The sequence below is a fragment of the Acetobacter indonesiensis genome, from assembly GCF_000963945.1.
GTDB lineage: Bacteria > Pseudomonadota > Alphaproteobacteria > Acetobacterales > Acetobacteraceae > Acetobacter > Acetobacter indonesiensis.
Window position 1 is genome coordinate 118,933 of sequence record NZ_BAMW01000057.1, and the last position, 20,286, is coordinate 139,218.

The 20,286-nt window shown below is 51.5% G+C and carries 19 protein-coding genes and 1 tRNA gene; 9 read left to right on the plus strand and 11 right to left on the minus strand.

Going from position 1 to position 20,286, the window contains the following annotated elements; translation table 11 throughout:
* Positions 1-86 precede the first annotated feature (86 nt).
* Together Abin_RS12930 and Abin_RS12935 are read right to left on the minus strand one after the other, a co-directional pair.
* The gene (locus Abin_RS12930) at positions 87-671 is read right to left on the minus strand and encodes an LOG family protein (RefSeq protein ID WP_052948229.1); all 585 of its coding nucleotides are present in this window, start codon (positions 669-671) and stop codon (positions 87-89) included.
* Between the two features lie 50 nt (positions 672-721).
* Positions 722-1,939 carry an MFS transporter gene (locus Abin_RS12935; protein ID WP_048847702.1) on the minus strand — a complete coding sequence of 406 codons (1,218 nt, stop codon included), beginning with the start codon at positions 1,937-1,939 and terminating at the stop codon, positions 722-724.
* 141 nt (positions 1,940-2,080) lie between these two features.
* Between Abin_RS12935 and Abin_RS12940 the strand changes: the two genes are divergently transcribed.
* The gene (locus Abin_RS12940) at positions 2,081-2,656 is read left to right on the plus strand and encodes an NUDIX domain-containing protein (protein ID WP_048847704.1); all 576 of its coding nucleotides are present in this window, start codon (positions 2,081-2,083) and stop codon (positions 2,654-2,656) included.
* A gap of 83 nt (positions 2,657-2,739) precedes the next feature.
* Here Abin_RS12940 and hemJ read toward each other — a convergent pair whose 3' ends face one another.
* The 3 genes from hemJ to hemE are packed head-to-tail and all read right to left on the minus strand — an operon-like array spanning position 2,740 to position 4,954.
* Complete coding sequence (gene hemJ, locus Abin_RS12945; RefSeq protein WP_048847561.1) at positions 2,740-3,192, minus strand: protoporphyrinogen oxidase HemJ; 453 nt, start codon at positions 3,190-3,192, stop codon at positions 2,740-2,742.
* The gene (locus tag Abin_RS12950) at positions 3,189-3,884 is read right to left on the minus strand and encodes an HAD family hydrolase (protein WP_048847563.1); all 696 of its coding nucleotides are present in this window, start codon (positions 3,882-3,884) and stop codon (positions 3,189-3,191) included. The genes hemJ and Abin_RS12950 overlap by 4 nt, the downstream gene beginning before the upstream one ends.
* Complete coding sequence (gene hemE / locus Abin_RS12955) at positions 3,884-4,954, minus strand: uroporphyrinogen decarboxylase (protein ID WP_048847706.1); 1,071 nt, start codon at positions 4,952-4,954, stop codon at positions 3,884-3,886. Before hemE ends, Abin_RS12950 begins: the two co-directional genes overlap by 1 nt.
* 378 nt (positions 4,955-5,332) lie before the next feature.
* Here hemE and Abin_RS12960 point away from each other — a divergent pair, with 378 nt between their 5' ends.
* The 4 genes from Abin_RS12960 (at position 5,333) to Abin_RS12975 (ending at position 9,083) form a co-directional block, all read left to right on the plus strand.
* Positions 5,333-5,965: a Maf family protein gene (locus Abin_RS12960; RefSeq protein WP_048847564.1), complete on the plus strand. Its 633-nt coding sequence runs from the start codon at positions 5,333-5,335 to the stop codon at positions 5,963-5,965.
* Positions 5,966-6,047: 82 nt separating this feature from the next.
* Positions 6,048-6,123 (plus strand) — tRNA-Ala (locus Abin_RS12965).
* 238 nt (positions 6,124-6,361) lie between these two features.
* Positions 6,362-7,603 carry a multidrug effflux MFS transporter gene (locus Abin_RS12970; protein ID WP_048847566.1) on the plus strand — a complete coding sequence of 414 codons (1,242 nt, stop codon included), beginning with the start codon at positions 6,362-6,364 and terminating at the stop codon, positions 7,601-7,603.
* Positions 7,604-7,634: 31 nt separating this feature from the next.
* The gene (locus Abin_RS12975) at positions 7,635-9,083 is read left to right on the plus strand and encodes an amidohydrolase family protein (RefSeq protein ID WP_052948230.1); all 1,449 of its coding nucleotides are present in this window, start codon (positions 7,635-7,637) and stop codon (positions 9,081-9,083) included.
* A 61-nt stretch (positions 9,084-9,144) separates the two neighbouring features.
* Here Abin_RS12975 and Abin_RS12980 read toward each other — a convergent pair whose 3' ends face one another.
* The 4 genes from Abin_RS12980 to Abin_RS12995 are packed head-to-tail and all read right to left on the minus strand — an operon-like array spanning position 9,145 to position 11,484.
* Entirely contained in the window at positions 9,145-9,567 is a 423-nt protein-coding gene (locus Abin_RS12980) for a hypothetical protein (RefSeq protein WP_255319294.1), read from the minus strand.
* A 26-nt stretch (positions 9,568-9,593) separates the two neighbouring features.
* Positions 9,594-9,788 carry a Trm112 family protein gene (locus tag Abin_RS12985; RefSeq protein ID WP_048847568.1) on the minus strand — a complete coding sequence of 65 codons (195 nt, stop codon included), beginning with the start codon at positions 9,786-9,788 and terminating at the stop codon, positions 9,594-9,596.
* 23 nt (positions 9,789-9,811) lie between these two features.
* Complete coding sequence (locus Abin_RS12990; protein WP_048847570.1) at positions 9,812-10,513, minus strand: LON peptidase substrate-binding domain-containing protein; 702 nt, start codon at positions 10,511-10,513, stop codon at positions 9,812-9,814.
* 11 nt (positions 10,514-10,524) lie between these two features.
* Positions 10,525-11,484: a tetratricopeptide repeat protein gene (locus Abin_RS12995; protein WP_048847572.1), complete on the minus strand. Its 960-nt coding sequence runs from the start codon at positions 11,482-11,484 to the stop codon at positions 10,525-10,527.
* A 232-nt stretch (positions 11,485-11,716) separates the two neighbouring features.
* On the opposite strand from Abin_RS12995, the gene uvrA reads away from it, so the two are divergent.
* From uvrA to Abin_RS13010, 3 genes are all read left to right on the plus strand, one after another.
* Complete coding sequence (gene uvrA, locus Abin_RS13000) at positions 11,717-14,611, plus strand: excinuclease ABC subunit UvrA (RefSeq protein WP_048847574.1); 2,895 nt, start codon at positions 11,717-11,719, stop codon at positions 14,609-14,611.
* A gap of 47 nt (positions 14,612-14,658) precedes the next feature.
* Positions 14,659-15,444 (plus strand): creatininase family protein, encoded by a 786-nt coding sequence (locus Abin_RS13005; RefSeq protein ID WP_146867641.1) that lies wholly within the window; start codon positions 14,659-14,661, stop codon positions 15,442-15,444.
* A gap of 120 nt (positions 15,445-15,564) precedes the next feature.
* Complete coding sequence (locus Abin_RS13010; RefSeq protein ID WP_048847578.1) at positions 15,565-16,875, plus strand: YVTN family beta-propeller repeat protein; 1,311 nt, start codon at positions 15,565-15,567, stop codon at positions 16,873-16,875.
* A gap of 116 nt (positions 16,876-16,991) precedes the next feature.
* On the opposite strand, the gene aldA is transcribed toward Abin_RS13010, so the two are convergent.
* Complete coding sequence (gene aldA / locus Abin_RS13015) at positions 16,992-18,449, minus strand: aldehyde dehydrogenase (protein ID WP_048847580.1); 1,458 nt, start codon at positions 18,447-18,449, stop codon at positions 16,992-16,994.
* A 152-nt stretch (positions 18,450-18,601) separates the two neighbouring features.
* Here aldA and Abin_RS13020 point away from each other — a divergent pair, with 152 nt between their 5' ends.
* Positions 18,602-19,486 (plus strand): LysR family transcriptional regulator, encoded by an 885-nt coding sequence (locus Abin_RS13020; protein ID WP_084593643.1) that lies wholly within the window; start codon positions 18,602-18,604, stop codon positions 19,484-19,486.
* Between the two features lie 61 nt (positions 19,487-19,547).
* Here the strand turns inward: Abin_RS13020 and Abin_RS13025 are convergent, their stop codons facing one another.
* A complete protein-coding gene (locus Abin_RS13025) occupies positions 19,548-20,243 on the minus strand; it encodes a fumarylacetoacetate hydrolase family protein (RefSeq protein WP_048847581.1) in 696 nt (231 codons plus the stop codon).
* Between the last annotated feature and the right edge of the window lie 43 nt (positions 20,244-20,286).

Genomic DNA, 20,286 nt, shown 5'->3' on the forward strand with positions numbered 1-20,286 from the left:
TTGACGGCGGCTATACCGCTCTCACGTCAATTTAGCAAGAGCAGAAACAGAATCCGTTCCCATTTCTGCCCCCTTTGCCACGGAAATCAAAGCTGTCCGGCTGGCACCTTCCGCAGTACATCCTGCGGCTGAGAAAAAGCCAGAGCAGTCTGAATATCAGGCACAGTCTGAATCATGGCGCGCGCCACAGGTTCGGCAAAGCCCTGTTCAACAGCGGCATCCAGCATGGCAATAACATTATCAGCCCACCGGTCGATATTGACCAGAATAATCGGCTTACCGTGTTGCCCCAGTTGTTTCCAGGTTAGAATTTCCATCATTTCATCAAACGTCCCAAAGCCACCGGGAAGAATCCAGAAGGCATCGGCCCGTGCAAACATGATCTGTTTTCTGACATGCATGGAGTCGACAACAATCAGTTCCGCAACGCCTTCATGCATTTTTTCACGCGATTCCAGAAAATCCGGAATGACGCCGGTGACCTTGCCGCCAGCACGCAATGTGGCGTCTGCCACTACCCCCATCAACCCATGTGCACCGCCACCATAAATAAGGCGTAACCCGTGTTCAGCCAGCGTCTGCCCGGTTTCCTGTGCAGCCTGCCGATAGAGCGGATTATGACCAAAACGGGATCCACAAAACACAGCAATCGCACTCAGGGTCACGGACATCAGGGTTCTCTCCTTTTTTACAGAGTGTCCGGATACTGTCTCATGCCTGTTCAGGAAATACCAGCCGTAACACCCCGTTGCCTATGTTGAAGAACCAGACATAAACCGGCCCCCAAAACACAGCACACCGCCGTTATCTGAAACAGAACCCCATAACCCCACAATGGTATGACCAAACCCAGCAGGGGGCCAGAAACCCCAATGGCAATATCAAGAAATACGGAAAATGCGCCTATAGCAGCGCCCCGATTTTCTGGGCCGACTTGTTCAACCGCGCCAACACCCAATGCCGGGAACAGCAGAGAAAAACCAGCACCCGAAAGCGCTGCGCCAGCATTGGCCCAGAAGGCTGACGGCCCCCATGCCAAGACCGAAAGCCCCAGCGCCTCTATCACCAAAGAAACCAGCGCCACAACCATACCACCACGCTTTGCAATCTGCTTGGTGAAAACAAAGCGCGTCAACACAAAGACAGAGCCAAACAGCGCCAGGCCAACAGCAGCGCCATTCCAATCCTGATCTGCAAAATACAGCGCAAGAAGGGCCGAGATCGCGCCAAAACCGATGGAGCCTGCTGCCAGCGCCAGACCATAGGGCATCACCCGTGACAGAATAGCCAGAAATGAATGTTGTTTGACGGCAGGAAGTGGATCAACAGCGGGTTGCCGTGCTGCAAGCGGAAGCCCTACGGCCATAAGCAGTAGCGAGACTATCCCTACCCCGAAAAATCCAGATAAAACAGGAAAAGACTTTGAATGGTAAAGAATGGTTGCAACTGGTGCACCCAACGCAATGCCACCATAAGAACACACGCCATTCCATGAAATAACCTGTGCCGTACGTGCCACGCCCACCCGCCGGATGTTCCAGACAATGGCGGCCGTTGCGACCCAACTTTCTGCAAAACCAAGAATAATACGGCCGATAACAACCAAACAAAGCGCAAGGAACGGCATGGCCGTCACCTCAGCCGCCAGCGCCAGAAACAGACCGGATAGAACCCCGGCTGCCAGCCCGACCTGCACGACCCTCTTGGGCCCAATTGTGTCAATGCGCCGCCCTGCCCCGGCCCGTGTTGCAAAGGTTGCCAGATACTGAACAGACACGGCAAAACCTGCCATTGCAGAACTGAAGCCCAATTTTTCCCTGACAAACAAGGGCACCACTGCCATTTGAAGCCCAATGACCGTGTAACAAAGCAGCGTAAACAGGACGACTGCCAAGATCGTTACCAGAACCGAGGGCGAGCGCACCGGCGCGACAGACATAAGACCACCTTTTATCATGCACTTTGGCAGCGTATTTTGAATGCAGCTTGATTGTTGGCAAAAAATGCCAGAAGTGCTTTTTGTATAGAAAATCTGTAAAATGATAGTCTTCCAGATACAGAACAGATGAAAGCCTCTTTTATGACCAAGTCTTCCCCTGATGCTGGCGGGTACGTCGTCCTTTCATCACGGATTGCTTATGAAAACCCATGGACCCGTCTAAGAGAAGACATTATCAGACGCCCGGATGGAAAGGATGGTCTGTATGGCGTTGTTGAACGCGGTCAATTTGTTGTGATCCTTCCACTCGGCCAGACGGAAGACGGCAAACCAACTATCACGCTGGTCAACCAATACCGTTACCCTATTGGCAAACGTTTATGGGAATTACCCATGGGCATGTGGGAATCCCGGCCAGATGCCGCACCAGATGCTGTCGCGGCGGGTGAACTGAAGGAAGAAACAGGCCTTATTGCAGGGAAAATGCACCACGCAGGCATAGTGTATCAGGGGGCAGGCTATTCAACACAGATGGGCCACGTCTATCTGGCAACTGACCTGACACAAGGCCCGACTGAGCGGGAACAGACGGAACAGGACATGACCTGTCATACTCTCCTGTTGGAGGATGTTGAACGTATGATCCGAGAAAATGACATAACCTGTATGGTCAGCCTGGCTGCATTCGGCATGCTTCGGGCACAAAAACTGATCTGATTTTGAAAGCAGGTTTGATGAAAAAAGGCCTTCCAGAATAATGCATCTGGAAGGCCTTTTTTCTAACTGCTGACAGGTATTTTTTAAAAAGGTCTGACAATGACCATAATAACAATAATCATCATTAGAACTGTCGGTATTTCATTTGCTATCCGATAATAGCGTTCAGTGTGTCTGTTCTGGTCTTTTGCAAAATCCTTACGCCACCGTGAACAGAAACCATGAAATGCAAACATACCGACAAGAGCAGTCATTTTGGAGTGCCACCACCCAGCATGCCAGTCGACAGCACCGGGGGTAAGAACCAGAAGAATACCAAAAAACAGACTGGCTATCATGGCGGGATTAATAATAGCCCGCAAAAGTCTGCGTTCCATTATTTTGAAACGCTCACTTTCTTCTGACCCAACACGCACCTGACAATGGTACACAAACAGGCGCGGCAGGTAGAACATACCCGCCATCCACGCCATGACAGAGATGACATGAAACGCCAGAAACCACCGTGTCCATGGCAGGAACGCATCAATGGTCATGCTGATTGCCTTTGTGCCTGAAGGGCTTTTTGGAGAAGGGGTGCGAAATCAGAAAGATGATGAATGACCACAAGGTTAGGCCAGTCCGGTACATCTTCCCCTGCTTTGCGAAGCAGAACACACATCATGCCGGCATCAACAGCGGCGCGTGCGCCTGTATTACTATCTTCCAGCACCACGCAGTTTTCGGGTTTCACCCCTTCTTCACGGGCAGCATGCAGATAAACATCGGGACGAGGTTTGGGAATACCCATATCTCGTGCTGAATGAATCCGTCCTTCAAAATGCTTGGTCAGGTTGGTTGCAATGAATTTTGCTTCCATTTCTTCACCAGATGAATTGGAACCAACCCTGACTGGCAAACCAAGTTTCTTGACATCTTCAAGCATGGCATAAACGCCATCTATCGGCTCAACACCGTCTTTCATTGCGGCAACAAAGCGGGCCTGTGTTTTAGCTGCCCAATCAGAGCCTAATGATTTTCCGGTTTTCTGCTCAATGACTTCCTGAACACCCGGAAGCGCCATGCCCGAGAATGTTTCAACAGCCTTTTCATCCGGCACGTTCATTCCGGCAGCGCGGGCTTCTTCCGCGCTAATGCGGCAGCATGTGTCTTCGCTATCAACAAGCACGCCATCACAGTCAAAAATGACAAGCTTCAGCTGACCATCAGCAGAAAGTGCCAGTGCCATCAGGCTGTCTCCCTCACTGTTTTAACCAGATCTGCCACGTGTTCTACCGGGGTCTGCGGCAGGACGCCGTGGCCAAGATTAAAGACGTGTGCGCTGCCTTTCCCTGCATTTCTGACAGTCAATGCTTCCCGACGCATGGCTTCTCCCCCAGCCAGAACAGCAATCGGGTCAAGATTTCCCTGAAGCGCAATATGCGGCGGTATCTGCTTACGCATGGTGGCCAGATCAGCACTGGTATCAAGTGCGACCACATCCACCCCGGTTTCACGTGCATATTCAGGCACCATCATGCCGCCCAAACGGGGGAAACCGATTATCCTGACAGAAGGATGTTTGGCTTTAACAGCCTGCACAATCTGCTTTGTCGGTGCAATAACATGCCGCCTAAATTCGGAGGGCGGTAATAACCCTGCCCATGAATCAAACAGCATGACCGCTTCTGCGCCGGCTTCAATCTGGGCGCACAGATAATCAGCTGTCGTTTCAGTCAACAGTGCCATGATGCGATCAAACAGCGCAGGTTCAGCAAATGCCATCTGCCGGGTTATGGCAAATTCACGCGATCCACCCCCCTCAACCATGTAGCAGGCCACAGTGAACGGAGACCCTGTAAAGCCCATCAATGTTGTAGCACCGCCTTTGGCAACACCAATATCGTCTACGCCATCAAGAACCTTGCGCAGGCGACTTAATGTTTCAAGAACAGGGGCAACAACGCCGGCTATCCGGTTGCGGTCGAGCTTGGCAAAATCCTGTTCACTGCGAATGGCACCCAGAACAGGGCCTTTCCCTTCTACAAATTCAAGGGACTGCCCTAAAGCCCAAGGCAGAATAAGAATATCCGAAAAAAGAATAGCCCCATCCATCCCAAACCGACGGATAGGCTGCAGGGTCAGTTCCGTTGCGATCTCTGGCGTCATGCAGCGGGTCAGAAAATCGGCCTGTGCGCGCATAGCCCGGAATTCAGGAAGGAAACGTCCTGCCTGTCTCATCATCCACATTGGCGGTGGCCACATTGCTTCACCGTTCAGGGTTCTGAGAAGACGCTTGGAGGAGGGGATTTCTGTCATGCTGCTCATGCTCAGAAGTCCTGCACGTCTTTTCCCGACCTGTCCACGCCCTCTTAACTATAAAAAAAGAAGATAGAATTGATTGTAGGGGTTAAGAGGTACTGTGGATGACGGGGTACCCACCATTCCAAAAATGTACCCCATCTTTCCCACAGTGTGTACAGATTACAAAGTGTTGGAAAATCAGGTGTTTTTAGAGTTATCCAGAAAATACCCCAATAAGCCTGTGTACAACTCACCGGTTCATGACTCTTGAAGGTTGTGCACGGTACTCGGTACGGGCTTGTCATGATCGCCGTACAATCCACATGTACCCCGGTACTCAGGATAGTACTCACACCCCCTTTTTTGCTCAGTACCTGAAAAGGACTCGCTCACGTGTCAGATTTAGTACTTAAGCCGACTCCATTACAGAACAGTGGTCACGAACTAGTACTAGCGAGTACTTCTGCTACCAGACGAATAGTACTGACCAACGCAGGCCTGACGTTTTCTGCCGTTGCATCCATGGTGGATGAAGATGTTTTGAAAACTGCCGGAAAGAAAGAAGGATGGAGCCCATCGGCCACCGCCCTCCGTCTGGCAGAAGCAAAGGCATTGTCTGTTGAGCAGCCCGACGCCTTTGTTATAGGCGCTGACCAGATGTTGTCCTGTCAGGGTGTGTTATATGACAAGCCTGCAGACATGACGGCTGCCCGGCATCAGCTTCAAACCCTGCGTGGCCAGACGCATAGCCTGCATACTGCTGTGGTTGTCTGCCGGAACGGGGCGGTGCTCTGGCAGCATGTGTCTGAACCCAAGCTGACCATGCGCCGCTTTTCAGATGCCTTTCTTGATGCCTATCTTCAGGAGGAAGGAGCACGCTGTCTGGCGTCGGTGGGGAGTTATCGTGTTGAAGGGCTAGGCCTGCATCTGTTTGCCGCAATAGAGGGAGACCATACGGCTATTCTGGGTCTTCCGCTCTTACCATTGCTGACAAGTCTGCGCGAAATGGGCGTACTTATTTCCTGAAAAAGGGGCTTGCCACCCGCAAAAACGCCTTGTATTAGGCATGCACACGCACACCACCCCCAAATGGTGTGGGAGGAACAGTGGGGCCATAGCTCAGTTGGGAGAGCGCTTGAATGGCATTCAAGAGGTCGTCGGTTCGATCCCGATTGGCTCCACCAGTTCTTTTTTCATCTTCAAAATGTCATTGTTATAAAGTTTAACCCGATGAGTGGTTTAGCTTTCTTGTTCTGTCTGCTGCGTTCCAGGCCTTAGGCACGGGAAGCAGGACAACAGGCCGAGCTTTTTTGTGTATTCTCCTCTCTCCTTGCTGGTCTGCGTTGTGTAGGCCCAATCTGTCTGGACAAACCAAGGCAGAACGACGCAAGAACGATTTCCTTCTTTTTTGGGTCCGACTTCATGGCACGCTCTTCCCCCCCCCAACTGCTGCCCGGCGGTAGCTTTGGCCCCTGGCTTATTGTGCTGCTGGGTCTGGTGTCGGCTATTGGGCCGGTGGCAACAGATATGTATCTGCCCGCATTCCCTGAAGTGGAGCATGATCTGGCCGGGGGGCCGGGGTCTGCCCAGTTTACGCTGGCCGCCTGGTTTTTTGGATTAGCAATTGGTCAGTTTTCTCAGGGCCCACTTTCCGACCGTTTTGGCAGGCGCGCACCGTTGATAATCGGTCTGGCAGTCTTTGCGTTGGCTTCCGCCGGGTGTGCCATTGTGCAGGATTATCATCTGTTCTGTTTGTGCCGGTTTGTTTCTGCAGTTGGTGGGTCTGCCAGTGCGGTTATTCCCCGTGCCATTGTGCGTGACGTAGCGACGGGCAAAAAAGGTGCCCGCATTATGTCCCAGCTGACGCTGGTTTTTGGCGTCATGCCTGTTCTGGCACCCAGCCTTGGCAGCATTGTGCTGAAATTCGGGAATTGGCGGTGGATCTTCTGGGTTGGCACAGTCTATGCACTGGCGGCCATTGTCGGTGTATTACTGACATTGCCTGATACGCTATCTGCTGAACGACGGATTGCGTTTTCACCTGTCAGGATAGCCAGCCGTTATATCCTTATTCTGAAAGAGCCTGTTTTCCTTTCAAACGCCCTGTTGGCCACGTTTTCTACGTTCGTCATGTTTGCCTATCTGGGCAGTGCGCCGGTGTTGTTTGAACAGGTTCTCCATTTCTCTGCCGGGCAGTTTGGGGTGTTTTTTGGTGTTAACGCCGCGGCTTTCATTCTGGGTACCCAGATAAACGGGCGGCTGGTGCATCGTTTTGCCATGCCGGTTCTGCTGGAGGTAGCCCTTCTGTGGGCTTTGGTTATAGGTATGCTCTTCGTCGTATTGGCGCTGACAGGTGTTGCTGGCGAACATCATCCTATCCTGACCTGCGGTTTGATTACCTGCATTACCGGCGCACTGGGGTTCATTGGCCCCAACGCGACAGTCATGTCGTTTTATCATCATGGGCAACATGCCGGCAGCGCGTCTGCCATGTTGGGAACCATGCAGTTTAGTATCGGTTCACTCAGTAGTGTTTTGGTGGGATTGCTTCCCGGCGGTAGCGCTATTCCAACAGCCATTGGCATGATGACAGGAATTCTCGGCATGGCTATTGCCGACCTGATGCGGCGTCGTGCCCCAGCTATCGGTTCAGAGGATGACTGAACCCGCCTGATTTGAAAGAGAAGGAACTGGCATGATTGACCATCCCCCTGCCCCGAACAGTCTTGTTGCAGCCAGAAGCCGACGCAGGCGGGCGGGCTCTCTTTCCCTCTCCTTACTGGCCGGAGCCTGCGCTGCGATTGTCATGGCCCCACAGGGGAAAGCGGCACCAACTTCCGTTCCTGTCTTGCTGGAGCATGTGCGTGTGTTTGATGGCACTGACGCACCGGAACAGGAGAATATGTCCGTTCTGGTTGAGGGGCAGACCATTGCGGCCATTGGGCATAGTCGTACCTTGAAAGCACCCAAGGGGACCAAGCGGGTTAATCTTTCCGGCAAAACCCTTATCCCCGGTCTGATTTCCAACCATAGCCATGTGGGTGTTGTTGCCGGGACAAGCGTGGGGTCTGAAAACTTTACGGCTCCGGTTATCAAGGCCGCGTTAGATCAGTATCAGCGCTATGGCGTCACCACTGTTACGGCTTTGGGTCTGACAAAGTCGCCTTTGTTTGATGATCTTCGCAAAGCGCAACATGCCAACACGGAGGGAGCAGACCTGTTTGGGGTAGACCAGGGAATTGGTGTGCCCGGCGGTATGCCGCCGGAGGGAATGGTCAAAGTTGGCAAGGACCAGATATTCCGCCCCTCCACCCCAGCCGAAGCCCGGCAGGCTGTTGATACGATGGTAAGCGAAGGCACGGATCTGGTTAAACTGTGGGTTGATGATTTCAAGAACGGTGTTCAGTCAGCCAAACCTCTGCCGGTTATGAAACCGGAAGTGTGGCAGGCTGTCATGGCAGAAGCACATGCCAAAAATGTGCGCGTTGCTGTGCATATTCATGATCTGGCGTACGCCAAGAAGCTTGTTGCCGCTGGCGCGGATATTATTGCCCACGGCGTAAGAGACGAGCCCGTGGATGATGAACTGATCGGTCTGCTGAAAAGCCATAATGTCTGGTATGTGCCCACCATCAGTCTGGACGAAGCCACATATCTTTTTGCTGAACAGCCAGACCTTCTGAATGACCCTGTGCTGAAAGCCGGATTAAGCGAAGATCTGACACGCCAGTTTTCGGATGCTGCATGGCGGGAAAAAACGGTCAAATCGCCTATGGATGCAGCGTCGCACAAAGCGGTGGCCATGAATCAGCAAAACCTGCTGGCTCTTTACAAGGCCGGTGTGAATATCGGGTTTGGCACAGATTCCGGCGCAGCCCCCGTGCGTATTCCCGGTTTTGCCGAACATAGGGAGCTTAGGCTGCTTGTTGATGCAGGGCTGACACCTTTGCAGGCCCTCCGGCTGGCTACCAGTCAGGCCGCATCTTTGCTCAAGCTGTCAGACAGAGGCGTAATTGCACCGGGCAAGCGTGCTGATTTTGTTATTCTGGATGCCGACCCGGCACAGAACATTGCCGCGGTTGACCAGATTGCAGCCGTATGGCGCGGGGGTGTGCGGGCAACGGGGCCATTGGTGCCCCGCTAACGGCACTTAACCATCGCCACGGTTTATGAAACAAAGCCTCTGCGTCAGCGCAGGGGCTTTTTTATTGGGGCTTTTGCGGTTGCTGCTGCCCCGGCTTGCCATAAATGGCTTCGGTTTCTGGAATGATAGAATGGCCATCATCCGATTGAAGCGGCCCGTTGGTCGCGTTGGATGGAGTGAGCATCTCGTAACGGTCTTCGGGTTTTTGCGGCTTTTCTTCGGGCAGTTGGCCTGCGGTCCGGGCGCGGTCTTCGCGCTCTTCCTGTTCTTTGGCCCTGCGGGCTTCAGCCGGGGCGGCTTCAGGCATAAATCGGCCGGGGCGTTCATAGGGAAGGTCGATGTTATCGCCTTCAATCTCGCGGTGGCACCCCGTCAGAAACGGGGTTGAAAGCACCGCAAGGCCCAGCCCCAGCAGCATGCCGGGGGGGCGTTTTTTCTGGCTGACGGAAACGCCAGAAAACAGCAGAAAAGGACGGTTTGTCACGGAAGACAATAATCCTGCCGCAGGGTTTAGTCTTCCAGGTGACGTGCTTCTTCTGGCAGCATGACCGGAATGCCATCACGAATGGGGAAGGCAAGCTGGGCTTTCTGGCTGATCAGTTCGTTCGTGTCTGCATTATAGGTCAGCGGCCCTTTTGTAACGGGGCAGACCAGCAGGGAAAGCAGGCGTTGGTCAATCGGGGCGTGGGTGTGGGCACCAGACATCAGGTCTCATCCATACAAAATCATCACGAAGGCGGCCCGTCATCGTCAGGGCCAGCCAGATCAAGAAGCATCTGTAGCACACGCACGCGCTCGGTCAGTGTGCCAGCATCAAGCAATGCCTGTTTTTCAGCCGGAGGGAAAGGACAGATCATGGGAAGAGTGACCAGCAAGACGTCATCCCCCATCTGTTCAATGGCAGACCACCGTGCCCCCAACCCCCTTTGCTTGAAATAACGCCGCATGGAGCCGAGCAGCTTTTGCCGGTCAAAGGGAGCGGAGGGAACTTCGCTCAGGTCTCCCGCAAAGGAGGAGACATCAACTCTTGCCTGCCGATAGCCACGATGCAGGGCGGTTTCTCGCAAAAGCCGAAAGCGCGCAATACCGCTGAGGGTGATGGCATACGTGCCGTCAGACCGCTCGGTAAAAGACGTAATGCGGCCAATGGTGCCTATTGTGTAAAGCGGCGGCGCTTCACCCTCTTCCTCGTCTTCTTCCTTCCAGACAGGTTGGATCAACCCGATCAATCGGTGGGAGGCCAGAGCATCTTCCACCAGAGCAATATAGCGGGGTTCGAACACGTTAAGCGGCAGTTTTCCACGTGGGAGCAGCAGCACACCGCTGAGCGGAAAAAGGCCGATCTCGGCCGGAACATCCGCCAGCGTCAGGTCAGACAGCCGCGGGATAACCCGCGGAATGTCCTCATCATCAGGAAGGTAAGAAGCCAACGGTCCGCGTATCAGGAAAACAGAAGGGAAGACAGCTTGCGGCGGGCCGCAAGAGTGGCAGGGTCATCATGGCCCCACGCTTCAAAAAAGCGCAGCAGTTGCAGGCGGGCTGCTCCTTCCTTCCAGTTGCGGTCGGCTTTGATAACGGCCAGCAGTTCATCAGCAGCCTCTTCACGCTTGCCAGCAGCATTCAGACCTGTTGCCAGTTCACAGCGCGCATCAAAATCGTTGGGGTTGGCGGCCAGACGGGCGTGAACCTCCTCCATCTCCTGCGCGGCCTTGCGGCCTTCTTTTTTTAGTTCCAGCGCAGCGCGGGCACCGGCGACTTCTGGGGCGTCGGCAATTTTTTCTGGCACATCAGCCAACGCAGCACTTGCCGCTTCTTCATCATCCAGTGCCAGCATGGCACGGATCAGCCCAGCCCATGCTTTGGGGTTTTCCGGTTCTTCTCCAATAACGGCGGAATACAGTTCAGCAGCATGTTCGGGCTGGCTGGTTTCAAGCGCTACGTTTGCCTGTTCCAGCAGTTCCGTTGCGGGTAGCGTGCCCCCTCCGGCGGCTTTCAGCACGCCTTCAACAAATTTCTTGATCTCGCTTTCAGGCAATGCCCCTTGGAACAGATCCAGAATCTGTCCTTTCCAGAAGGCAGCCACCAGCGGAATGGACTGCAAAGGCAGGCCAACCTGTGCCAGCTGTGCTGTCAGGGCGCGGTTGGCTTCAATATCAATTTTAACCAGACGCAGACGGCCTTTGGCAGCCGTCACCACTTTTTCCAAAGCGGGGGCAAGCTGTTTGCACGGGCCACACCAGTCGGCCCAGAAATCGACCAGAACGGGAACAGACCGGCTGGCTTCAATCACATCCTGCATGAAGGTCGCCTGGGAACCATCAGAGACAAGTGGCGCTGATGCCTGTGTGCCTACCAACTCATCCTGTGCGCCGGGGCGCGGCTGGCCGATAATATGGTCCATCTGGTGTTATCCTTGCTCAAAACTGGGGTGAAGCCGGGTAAACCCGTCCCGGCTTCTGCGGCATGCGCCACGCTTGTTGTTCTAGATGGTCAATCAATCGCGTTGGTGCAATGGGAATTCAGGCAATCCGTGCCCATATGGGCATATTAAGTGTGCTGGGCAGCATTCCCATACGGCATGGGTAAGGGCTACAACAGCAGCAGGACAAAACAGGAACGGCAGCGAACACCAGATGGACAAGACCTCCCTCCCCGGTAATCAGACCATTCGCGTTCGTGGTGCGCGGGTGCATAACCTCAAGAACGTCGATATTGATATTCCGCGTGACCAACTGACTGTCATGACCGGGCTTTCAGGGTCGGGTAAGTCGTCTCTGGCGTTTGATACCATCTATGCCGAAGGGCAACGCCGTTACGTGGAAAGTCTGTCCGCGTATGCCCGCCAGTTTCTGGAACTGATGGGCAAACCAGATGTGGATTCGATTGAAGGGTTGTCCCCCGCTATTTCGATCGAGCAAAAAACGACGTCTAAAAATCCACGGTCCACAGTCGGCACGGTTACGGAAATCTACGACTACATGCGTCTGCTCTGGGCGCGTGCGGGGGTCCCCTACTCGCCCGCAACGGGATTGCCGATTGAGGCACAGACTGTCAGCCAGATGGTTGACCGCGTTATGGCACTGCCGGAGGGCACACGCCTGCTGCTGCTTTCCCCTGTTATCCGAGACCGCAAGGGCGAATACCGGAAGGAACTGGCCGAGCTTCAGCGCAAAGGGTTCACGCGTGTGAAGGTGGACGGCACGTTATATGAAATTGCCGATGTTCCTGCCCTTAACCGTAAACTGCGGCATACGGTTGAAGTGGTCATTGACCGTATTGTTGTAAAGCCTGGCCTCGAAACCCGTCTGGCTGACAGCTTTGAAGCAGCATTAGAACTGTCAGATGGCATTGCCTACACGGAAGAAGTGCTGAAAGACAGTGATGCAACGCCTGAACGGCTGGTGTTTTCATCGCGTTTTTCATGCCCTGAAAGCGGCTTTACACTTGAGGAAATAGAACCGCGCCTGTTTTCCTTCAACGCACCACAGGGAGCCTGTCCGTCCTGCGACGGGATTGGCACAGAGACATTTTTCAACCCGGTGCTTGTTGTTCCCAATTCTTCGCTTTCTTTGGCAAAAGGGGCTATTGCGCCATGGAAAGATGCTAAATCGCCTTTGCTCGACCAGACGCTGAGCAGCCTGGCCGACCATTTTGGTGTCAGTATGGAAACACCCTGGAAAGACCTGCCCGAATCTGTTCAGAATGGTATTCTTGATGGCGTGATTGAAGATGTCACGTTCACGTACAAGGATGGTAAAAAAAGCTACAGTGTAAGCAAGCCGTTCGAAGGGGTTTTACGAAGCCTTTCCAGACGTCTGGCGAATACAGATAGTATGTGGGTACGTGAAGAACTGTCCCGCTATCAGTCAGAAAAACCATGCCATGTTTGCGATGGTGCACGCCTGCGGCCAGAAGCCCTGTGCGTCAAGGTTGCACAGAAAACAATTTCTGAAGCCAGTGATATGCCAATCGGGAAAGCGCTTGATTGGTTTGATACGGTAATGCCGACACTCACACCGCAAAAAGCCGAGATTGCACGGCGTATTTTACGCGAAATTAGTGAACGTCTGAAGTTTTTGGATGATGTTGGCCTTGATTATCTGACACTTTCCCGCAGTTCAGCCACGTTGTCTGGCGGTGAAAGCCAGCGTATTCGTCTGGCCAGTCAGATTGGGTCAGGTCTTACGGGGGTTTTATATGTGCTGGATGAACCATCTATCGGTTTGCACCAGCGCGATAACGAACGGCTTCTTGGCACGCTTGATCGTTTGAAAAAGCTTGGAAATACCCTGATTGTTGTCGAACATGATGAAGATGCAATCCGGAGTGCAGACTGGCTGATTGATATGGGGCCAGGTGCCGGTATCAATGGCGGAACAGTCATAGCGGCTGGCACACCCGAGGAAGTTGCAAAAGTGCCGGAAAGCCTGACCGGTGCTTATCTTTCAGGCCGGAAATCCATTCCTGTACCAGAGAACAGACGCGCTATTGATAAAAAGCGTATTCTGACGGTCGAAGGGGCCAGTGGTCATAATCTGAAAAACGTGACAGCACGGTTCCCGCTGGGGACATTTACGTGCGTGACGGGTGTATCTGGCAGCGGAAAATCAACACTGGTTATTGATACACTGTATAAAACTCTGTCGCGTGAACTCATGGGGTCCTCAACGACGCCAGAACACTGCAAAGCGATAAAAGGGATAGAACTCCTCGATAAAATTATTGATATTGACCAGTCCCCCATTGGTCGTACGCCACGGTCAAACCCGGCAACATATACTGACCTGTTCACACCCATTCGGGACTGGTTTGCCGAACTGCCTGAAAGCAAGGCGCGTGGTTATAAACCGGGTCGTTTTTCTTTCAACGTAAAGGGTGGACGCTGTGAAGCATGTCAGGGTGATGGCGTGCTGAAAATCGAGATGCACTTTTTGCCAGATGTGTTCGTAACGTGTGATACCTGTAAAGGTACACGCTATAATCGCGAAACGCTTGATATCAAGTTCCGTGGTAAATCCATTGCGGATGTTCTGGCCATGAGTGTGGATGAGGCCGTTCCCTATTTTTCTGCACAGACCCGTATTCGCGACAGGTTGAGCATATTGCAGAAAGTGGGGCTTGGGTACGTGGCCCTCGGGCAACAGGCGACCACACTTTCAGGTGGTGAAGCCCAGCGCGTCAAACTGTCTAAAGAACTCGCCCGTCGTGCTACCGGGCGGACATTGTATATTCTTGATGAACCAACAACAGGGTTGCACACGGAAGATGTGCGTAAATTGCTGGAGGTGCTGCATGCGCTGGTTGACCAAGGCAATACTGTTGTCGTGATTGAACATAATCTGGAAGTCATCAAAACGGCTGACTGGATTGTGGATGTCGGGCCAGAAGGGGGAGATGGAGGGGGCCAGATTGTGGCCGAAGGTACACCTGAAGACATAGCGGCGTGCTCGCAAAGCCATACAGGACGGTTCCTGGCCCCTCTGCTTGTTCAAAAGACGCAGAAAAAAACACACAAAAAGAAAAAATAATCATGATGTTTTCAAAAATATCCAGTCTAACAAAAACCTTCTGTATCATGAGCATGGTCGGAGGAGTTGTTGCCTCATACCCTGCACACGCAGGTGATCTGTCTTCAGTCTTGTTTGAACAACAGACATGGAAAGAGATTCAGACGGAAACGGAAGCCGGTGTTACAACAATTATTGTTCCGGTTGGCGGTACGGAACAAAGTGGCCCTTATATTGCGGTGGGAAAACACAATACCCGCGTGTTTTCCCTAGCGCAGCAGATTGCAAAAAAGGCAGGTAATACGCTGGTTGCGCCCGTGATCGCTTATGTCCCGGAAGGAGGAACGTCTCCGCGCTCATCACATATGCGGTTTCCGGGAACGATCACTCTTCCTCCGGATGTTTTTGAAAAGCTCCTCGTTTCAGCCGGTGAGAGTTTTCAGGTTCAGGGATTCAAACTGATCGTCTTTCTGGGGGATCACGGTGGATACCAGAAATATATGGAGAAAGCAGCGGAAACGCTTAACCACAAATGGCAGGGCACTGGCGCAAAAGCGTTATATGTTCCCGGTTATTATACCGTTATTGCCCATCAGTATGCAGATTGGCTGAAGCAGAAGGGCTATGGCAAAGATGTGGGCATGCACGCAGATATCAGCGATACTTCTTTGATGTTGGCGGTTGATCCGTCCATGGTGCGTGAACAGGCCCTAAGGGCATCCGGCACACCATCTGCAACAGATGGTATGTATGGTGGTGACCCACGGCGTGCAACTGCTGCTTTAGGGCAGGTAGGAGTAAGTATGCAGGTAACGGCCGCCGTGCAGGCGATTGAGCAGGCACGTAGCAAGTAGTTTCAAAATAAAATCAGTCAGTTTTCAGTTTAGGATGGGGAAATAGACGCAGAAGAAGGCCTATGCTAAACTGTATCTTGTTTATTAAAACAGTACAAAAAAGGTACGGGCTGTAATACTATGGTAGTAAAAAGACATCTGGTGGCCGCAACGGCTATTCTTGTCGCGATGGGCACTGGATACGGCATTGCCGCTGCACAGGACGCTACTCCTTCTCCAGTGCAGGCAGCGCCGTCTGCGTCTACCCCGCAGCAGCCTTCAGTATCTTCTGATGTTGCCCCTGCCCCGACAGTTGCGCCCGTCGCACAGCAAACTGCCGCAGTGCCGGAAATTTCAGGTGCTACCGGGCCGGCCGTGCAGACCATTCCCGGTATGCCGCCGGTCATAAATTCCAACAATCTGTATAGCGAAACAACCGCAGGTCACATCGCGCCGCAGATTGCACAGGACCCCGCCCGTGTTTATGTGCCAAACCTGCGTTCTAACGACGTATATGTGATTGATCCGGCTACGTCGAAAGTGGTTGATCGTTTTCCTGTTGGTAAAAGCCCCCAGCATGTTGTCCCGTCGTGGGACCTGCGCACGCTATGGGTGACAAATAATGCGGAAGGCACCACCAACGGCAGCCTGACCCCGATTGATGCTCATACAGGCAAGCCCGGCACTGCTGTTGCGGTGGATGACCCCTACAACATGTATTTCACCCCAGATGGTAAATCCGCGATTGTGGTGGCGGAAGCCCGTAAACGGCTCGATTTCCGTGACCCGCACACTATGGAACTTCAGCAATCTGTTGAAACGCCAGATTGCAAAGGCGTAAACCATGCTGATTTTTCTATTGACGGTCGCTACGCAATTTTCACATGTGAATTTGGTGGTCATCTTGTAAAAGTTGATACGGTTAACAAAACCGTTCTGGGCTACCTGAAACTTTCAAGTGGCGGTATGCCACAGGACATTCTGGTGTCCCCTAACGGTAAGATTTTCTATGTTGCCGATATGATGGCCGATGGTGTTTTCATGGTCGATGGTGACTCTTTCCGTGAAATAGGGTTCATCCCAACAGGGATTGGCACACACGGGCTATACCCCAGCCGTGATGGTACCAAAATGTATGTTGCTAATCGTGGATCACATAAAATCCACGGTAAGCCCCATAGCAAAGCGGGCGGCGTTAGCGTAATTGATTTTGCAACCAATAAAGTTGTTGCAAACTGGCCCATTCCTGACGGTGGTAGCCCGGATATGGGCAATGTCAGTGCAGATGGCAAAACACTCTGGCTCTCAGGCCGATTTGATGATGTTGTTTACCAGATTAACACCGATAACGGTTCCATGCAGAAAATTCCGGTGGGTGCTGAACCGCATGGTTTGACTGTCTGGCCACAGCCGGGTCGTTATTCCATCGGCCATACTGGTATTTTGCGCTAAAAGTTAATTGTTCCTTCATTAAGGAAATAAGGAAATAAGGAAATAAGGAAACCCCCTCCCAAATATGGAAGGGGGTTTTTTATTGAGAAAATATAAAGTCTTTCTAATTCACAAAATTACGCATTCAGATAGATGGTTTTCGTCTGCACATAAGCTTCCAGACCATATTTTCCATCTTCGCCTCCCAAGCCGCTGTCCTTGTAGCCATGATGGAAACCTTGTGGAGCCTCCCCGCCTTCACGGTTTACATAGACTTCACCAAAATCGAGATCCGTGCTGATGCGCATGATACGTTTCAGATCATTGGTGAACACGTAAGCAGACAGACCATAACGACAATCATTGGCCTGACGTAAGGCATCGTCATAATCAGAAACTTTTGTCAGAAGCATAACTGGGCCAAAGACTTCTTCTTTTACAATATCCATTCCTTCCTTTACCGCGGTTAGTAAGGTTGGAGCGTAAAAGAAGCCTTGGTCGTACTCTTTGCCTGTCAGGCGTTTTCCACCGACTTCAAGCTTTGCGCCTTGTGAAATGGCGTTTTCAACCATGGCATGCACCTTATCCAACTCCTGCAAGCTGGCTTTGGGGCCCATGTCGGTTGATGCATCCAAGGGATCACCTACATTCAAGGCACCTATTTTTTTTCGTACCAAGGCGGCAAACTGATCGTAAATAGCGGCATGAACATAGGTCCGTTCATTACTGGTGCAGACTTGTCCCGCGTTGGTAAAGCGCGCCAGAACAGCGGCTTCAGCAGCTTTTTCCAAATCAGCATCTTCCATAACAATGAAAGGCGCTTTGCCACCTAACTCCAGACGCACTTCCTTCAAAGTGTTTGCCGCAGCAGCCATAATCTTTTTGCCAGTAGCGGTACTGCCTGTCATGGTAATCAGCTTCACGTCTGGATGCTCTACCAACGGGGTGCCGACATCTTTTCCATCCCCGGTTACAACATTTAAAACGCCAGGCGGGATACCTGCCTCTTCAGCAAGACGTGTTGCTTCAAGCGCGGCTAGAGGGGCGAGTTCATGGGGTTTGATAACAATCGTATTTCCGGCTGCTAGCGCGGGCGCTACCTTGCGTGTGAACAACGCAAGGGGAAAATTCCATGCAGAAATAGCGCCAATCACACCATGCGGAATTTTCTCCAGCAGAATTTTCTCACCCGGCCGGCTTCCGGGCACAATGTCGCCTTCAAGTCGCCGTGTGTTCTCCGCTGCAAACCGAAGCAACCCAGCGGCAAACCCAACTTCAACTCTTGCTTCTTTAACAGGTTTTCCCATTTCACTGGAAATAAGCGATGCCAGTCTTTCAGCATCGCGTTCAATCAACGCTTTGAAAGCATACAGAATATCTGCACGTTCTTCTGCTGTTTTACGGCTCCATGCAGGAAAAGCCTTTTTTGCAGCATTAACAGCAGCATCAACATCTTTCACGCTGCCATTGGCTACTTTTGCAAGCACTTTTCCGGTCGATGGGCTTTTTATTTCGGTGGTTGTATGGCCAGCAGGTTTTGTCCATTTTCCGTCAATGAAAAGATCATATTCTGTTTTATGTTTTATATCAGCCATAAAATTACCTTTCTTAATCTGTTAGAAACTGAAAACGCATTGAAACGTTTTTATGACAAACGTTCAAACGCAACTCTTTTGTCTGGGTTCATAGTTCCATAGAGCTATGGGTAATTGAAAGTGATTTAAAAAGAATAAAAAAATCATTTTTTATGAGGTATCGTGAAAAAATGTACATTCCAAAACTGACTCATCTTCGTTTTTTCTGTGCCATAGTTGAAGAAGGATCAATTGCGTCGGCGGCTCACCGTATGAATTGTGTTCCATCTAATATCACCATGCGATTGCAGGAACTTGAAACAGATATTGGGCAGGACCTATTTGTAAGGGAACGTAAAAAACTGCTGATAACCCCTGCAGGCCGTTTGTTTTACCGCGAGGCAAAAGAAATAGTCAGCAGGGCTGAACGACTTCCGTTATTATGGTCGCAACCTCAATCACGTGGAATTTTAAAAGTTGGCGCACTTGATGTCGCTTTTCTGACCTGTCTTGCAAAAAATGTGCCTGACTTCATCATGGCGCATCCAGACATAGAATTGAACGTTCTTCAGAAGCCCAGCTTTATCCTGGAAAAAATGCTTTCGAACGAAGAAATTGATCTGGCAATAACCGATGGGCCAGTTGAAAACACGGTTCTTGAGGGTGAGTTCGCATTTTCTCAGTCTTTATATCTGGTTATGCCTGAACATATTAAAACACTCTCGCCTGACAGTATATCACGGTCAGATATGTATCTGTTTAATCGCGATTGTTTTTACAGACGTTGTGCTGAACGCTGGCTTGAGAGAAAAAACTATACTCCACGTTCCATCCTGACCATAGAATCGTACGATTTGATCATGGCATGCCTTGATACGGGAACAGGGTTATCCTGTATGCCTGAAAGTGTGGTTGCCAAATATCGCGTGCAAGGAAGGAAAATAAACGCGGTGAAGCTTGATGGTATCGGACGAACAGACGTCTATTTTGTATGGCGAAAACATGCAAAAAGCGACATTATTTCAAAGTTTGTAGACTACATGAAAATGAAGAAATGATATGATCTATCCGTAAATATAGAATAGATCATATCTCACTAAAGGTAGAATTTTAGACATTTCATTGATAGAATAAGGTCAAAGTCCCGATATTTTCGCAACAGGCTTCCAGTTTGTCTCCAGAAACAATCCGGCTTACTCCCGCCGGCGTTCCTGTCATGATCAGATCACCCGCAGAAAGTGTCACGCTTTTTGAAAGATAAGAGATAATTTCTGGAATAGACCAGATCATATCAGATATTTTTCCGCTCTGTCTGGTTTCTCCGTTAACTTTAAGGGTTATCTCGCTGTTCGCAATATTTGGAACATCGCTTTTCTGGCGGATGGAAGAGATTGGGCAGGATTCATCAAAACCCTTGGCAAGGCTCCAAGGTCTTCCAGTCTTTTTTGCAATCGCTTGAATGTCACGTCGGGTCATATCAAGACCAACGGCATAGCCATAAATGATGTGCTCTGCGTCAGCTGGGGTCAGATTGGTTCCTTTTGCTCCAATAGCCACCACCAATTCTACTTCCGGGTGGAGGTTATCGGTTTGCGATGGGAAGGCTAGTGTTTCAGCCTGTGTTACGGCATCGGCTGGTTTGGAGAAGAAGAAGGGTGGATCACGATCAGGGTTAGACCCCATTTCCCGGCTATGGGCAGCATAATTCTGGCCCACACACCAGATACGACGAACAGGAAATAACTCCGTATGGCCTTCAATAGGGAGCGTGGGAACCGAGAGAGGAAAAGCAAGTCTTTTATCCTGTACTGACATAGTATTCACCCTGTTAAAGCGTGAGAAATCCACAGTGGTAGCG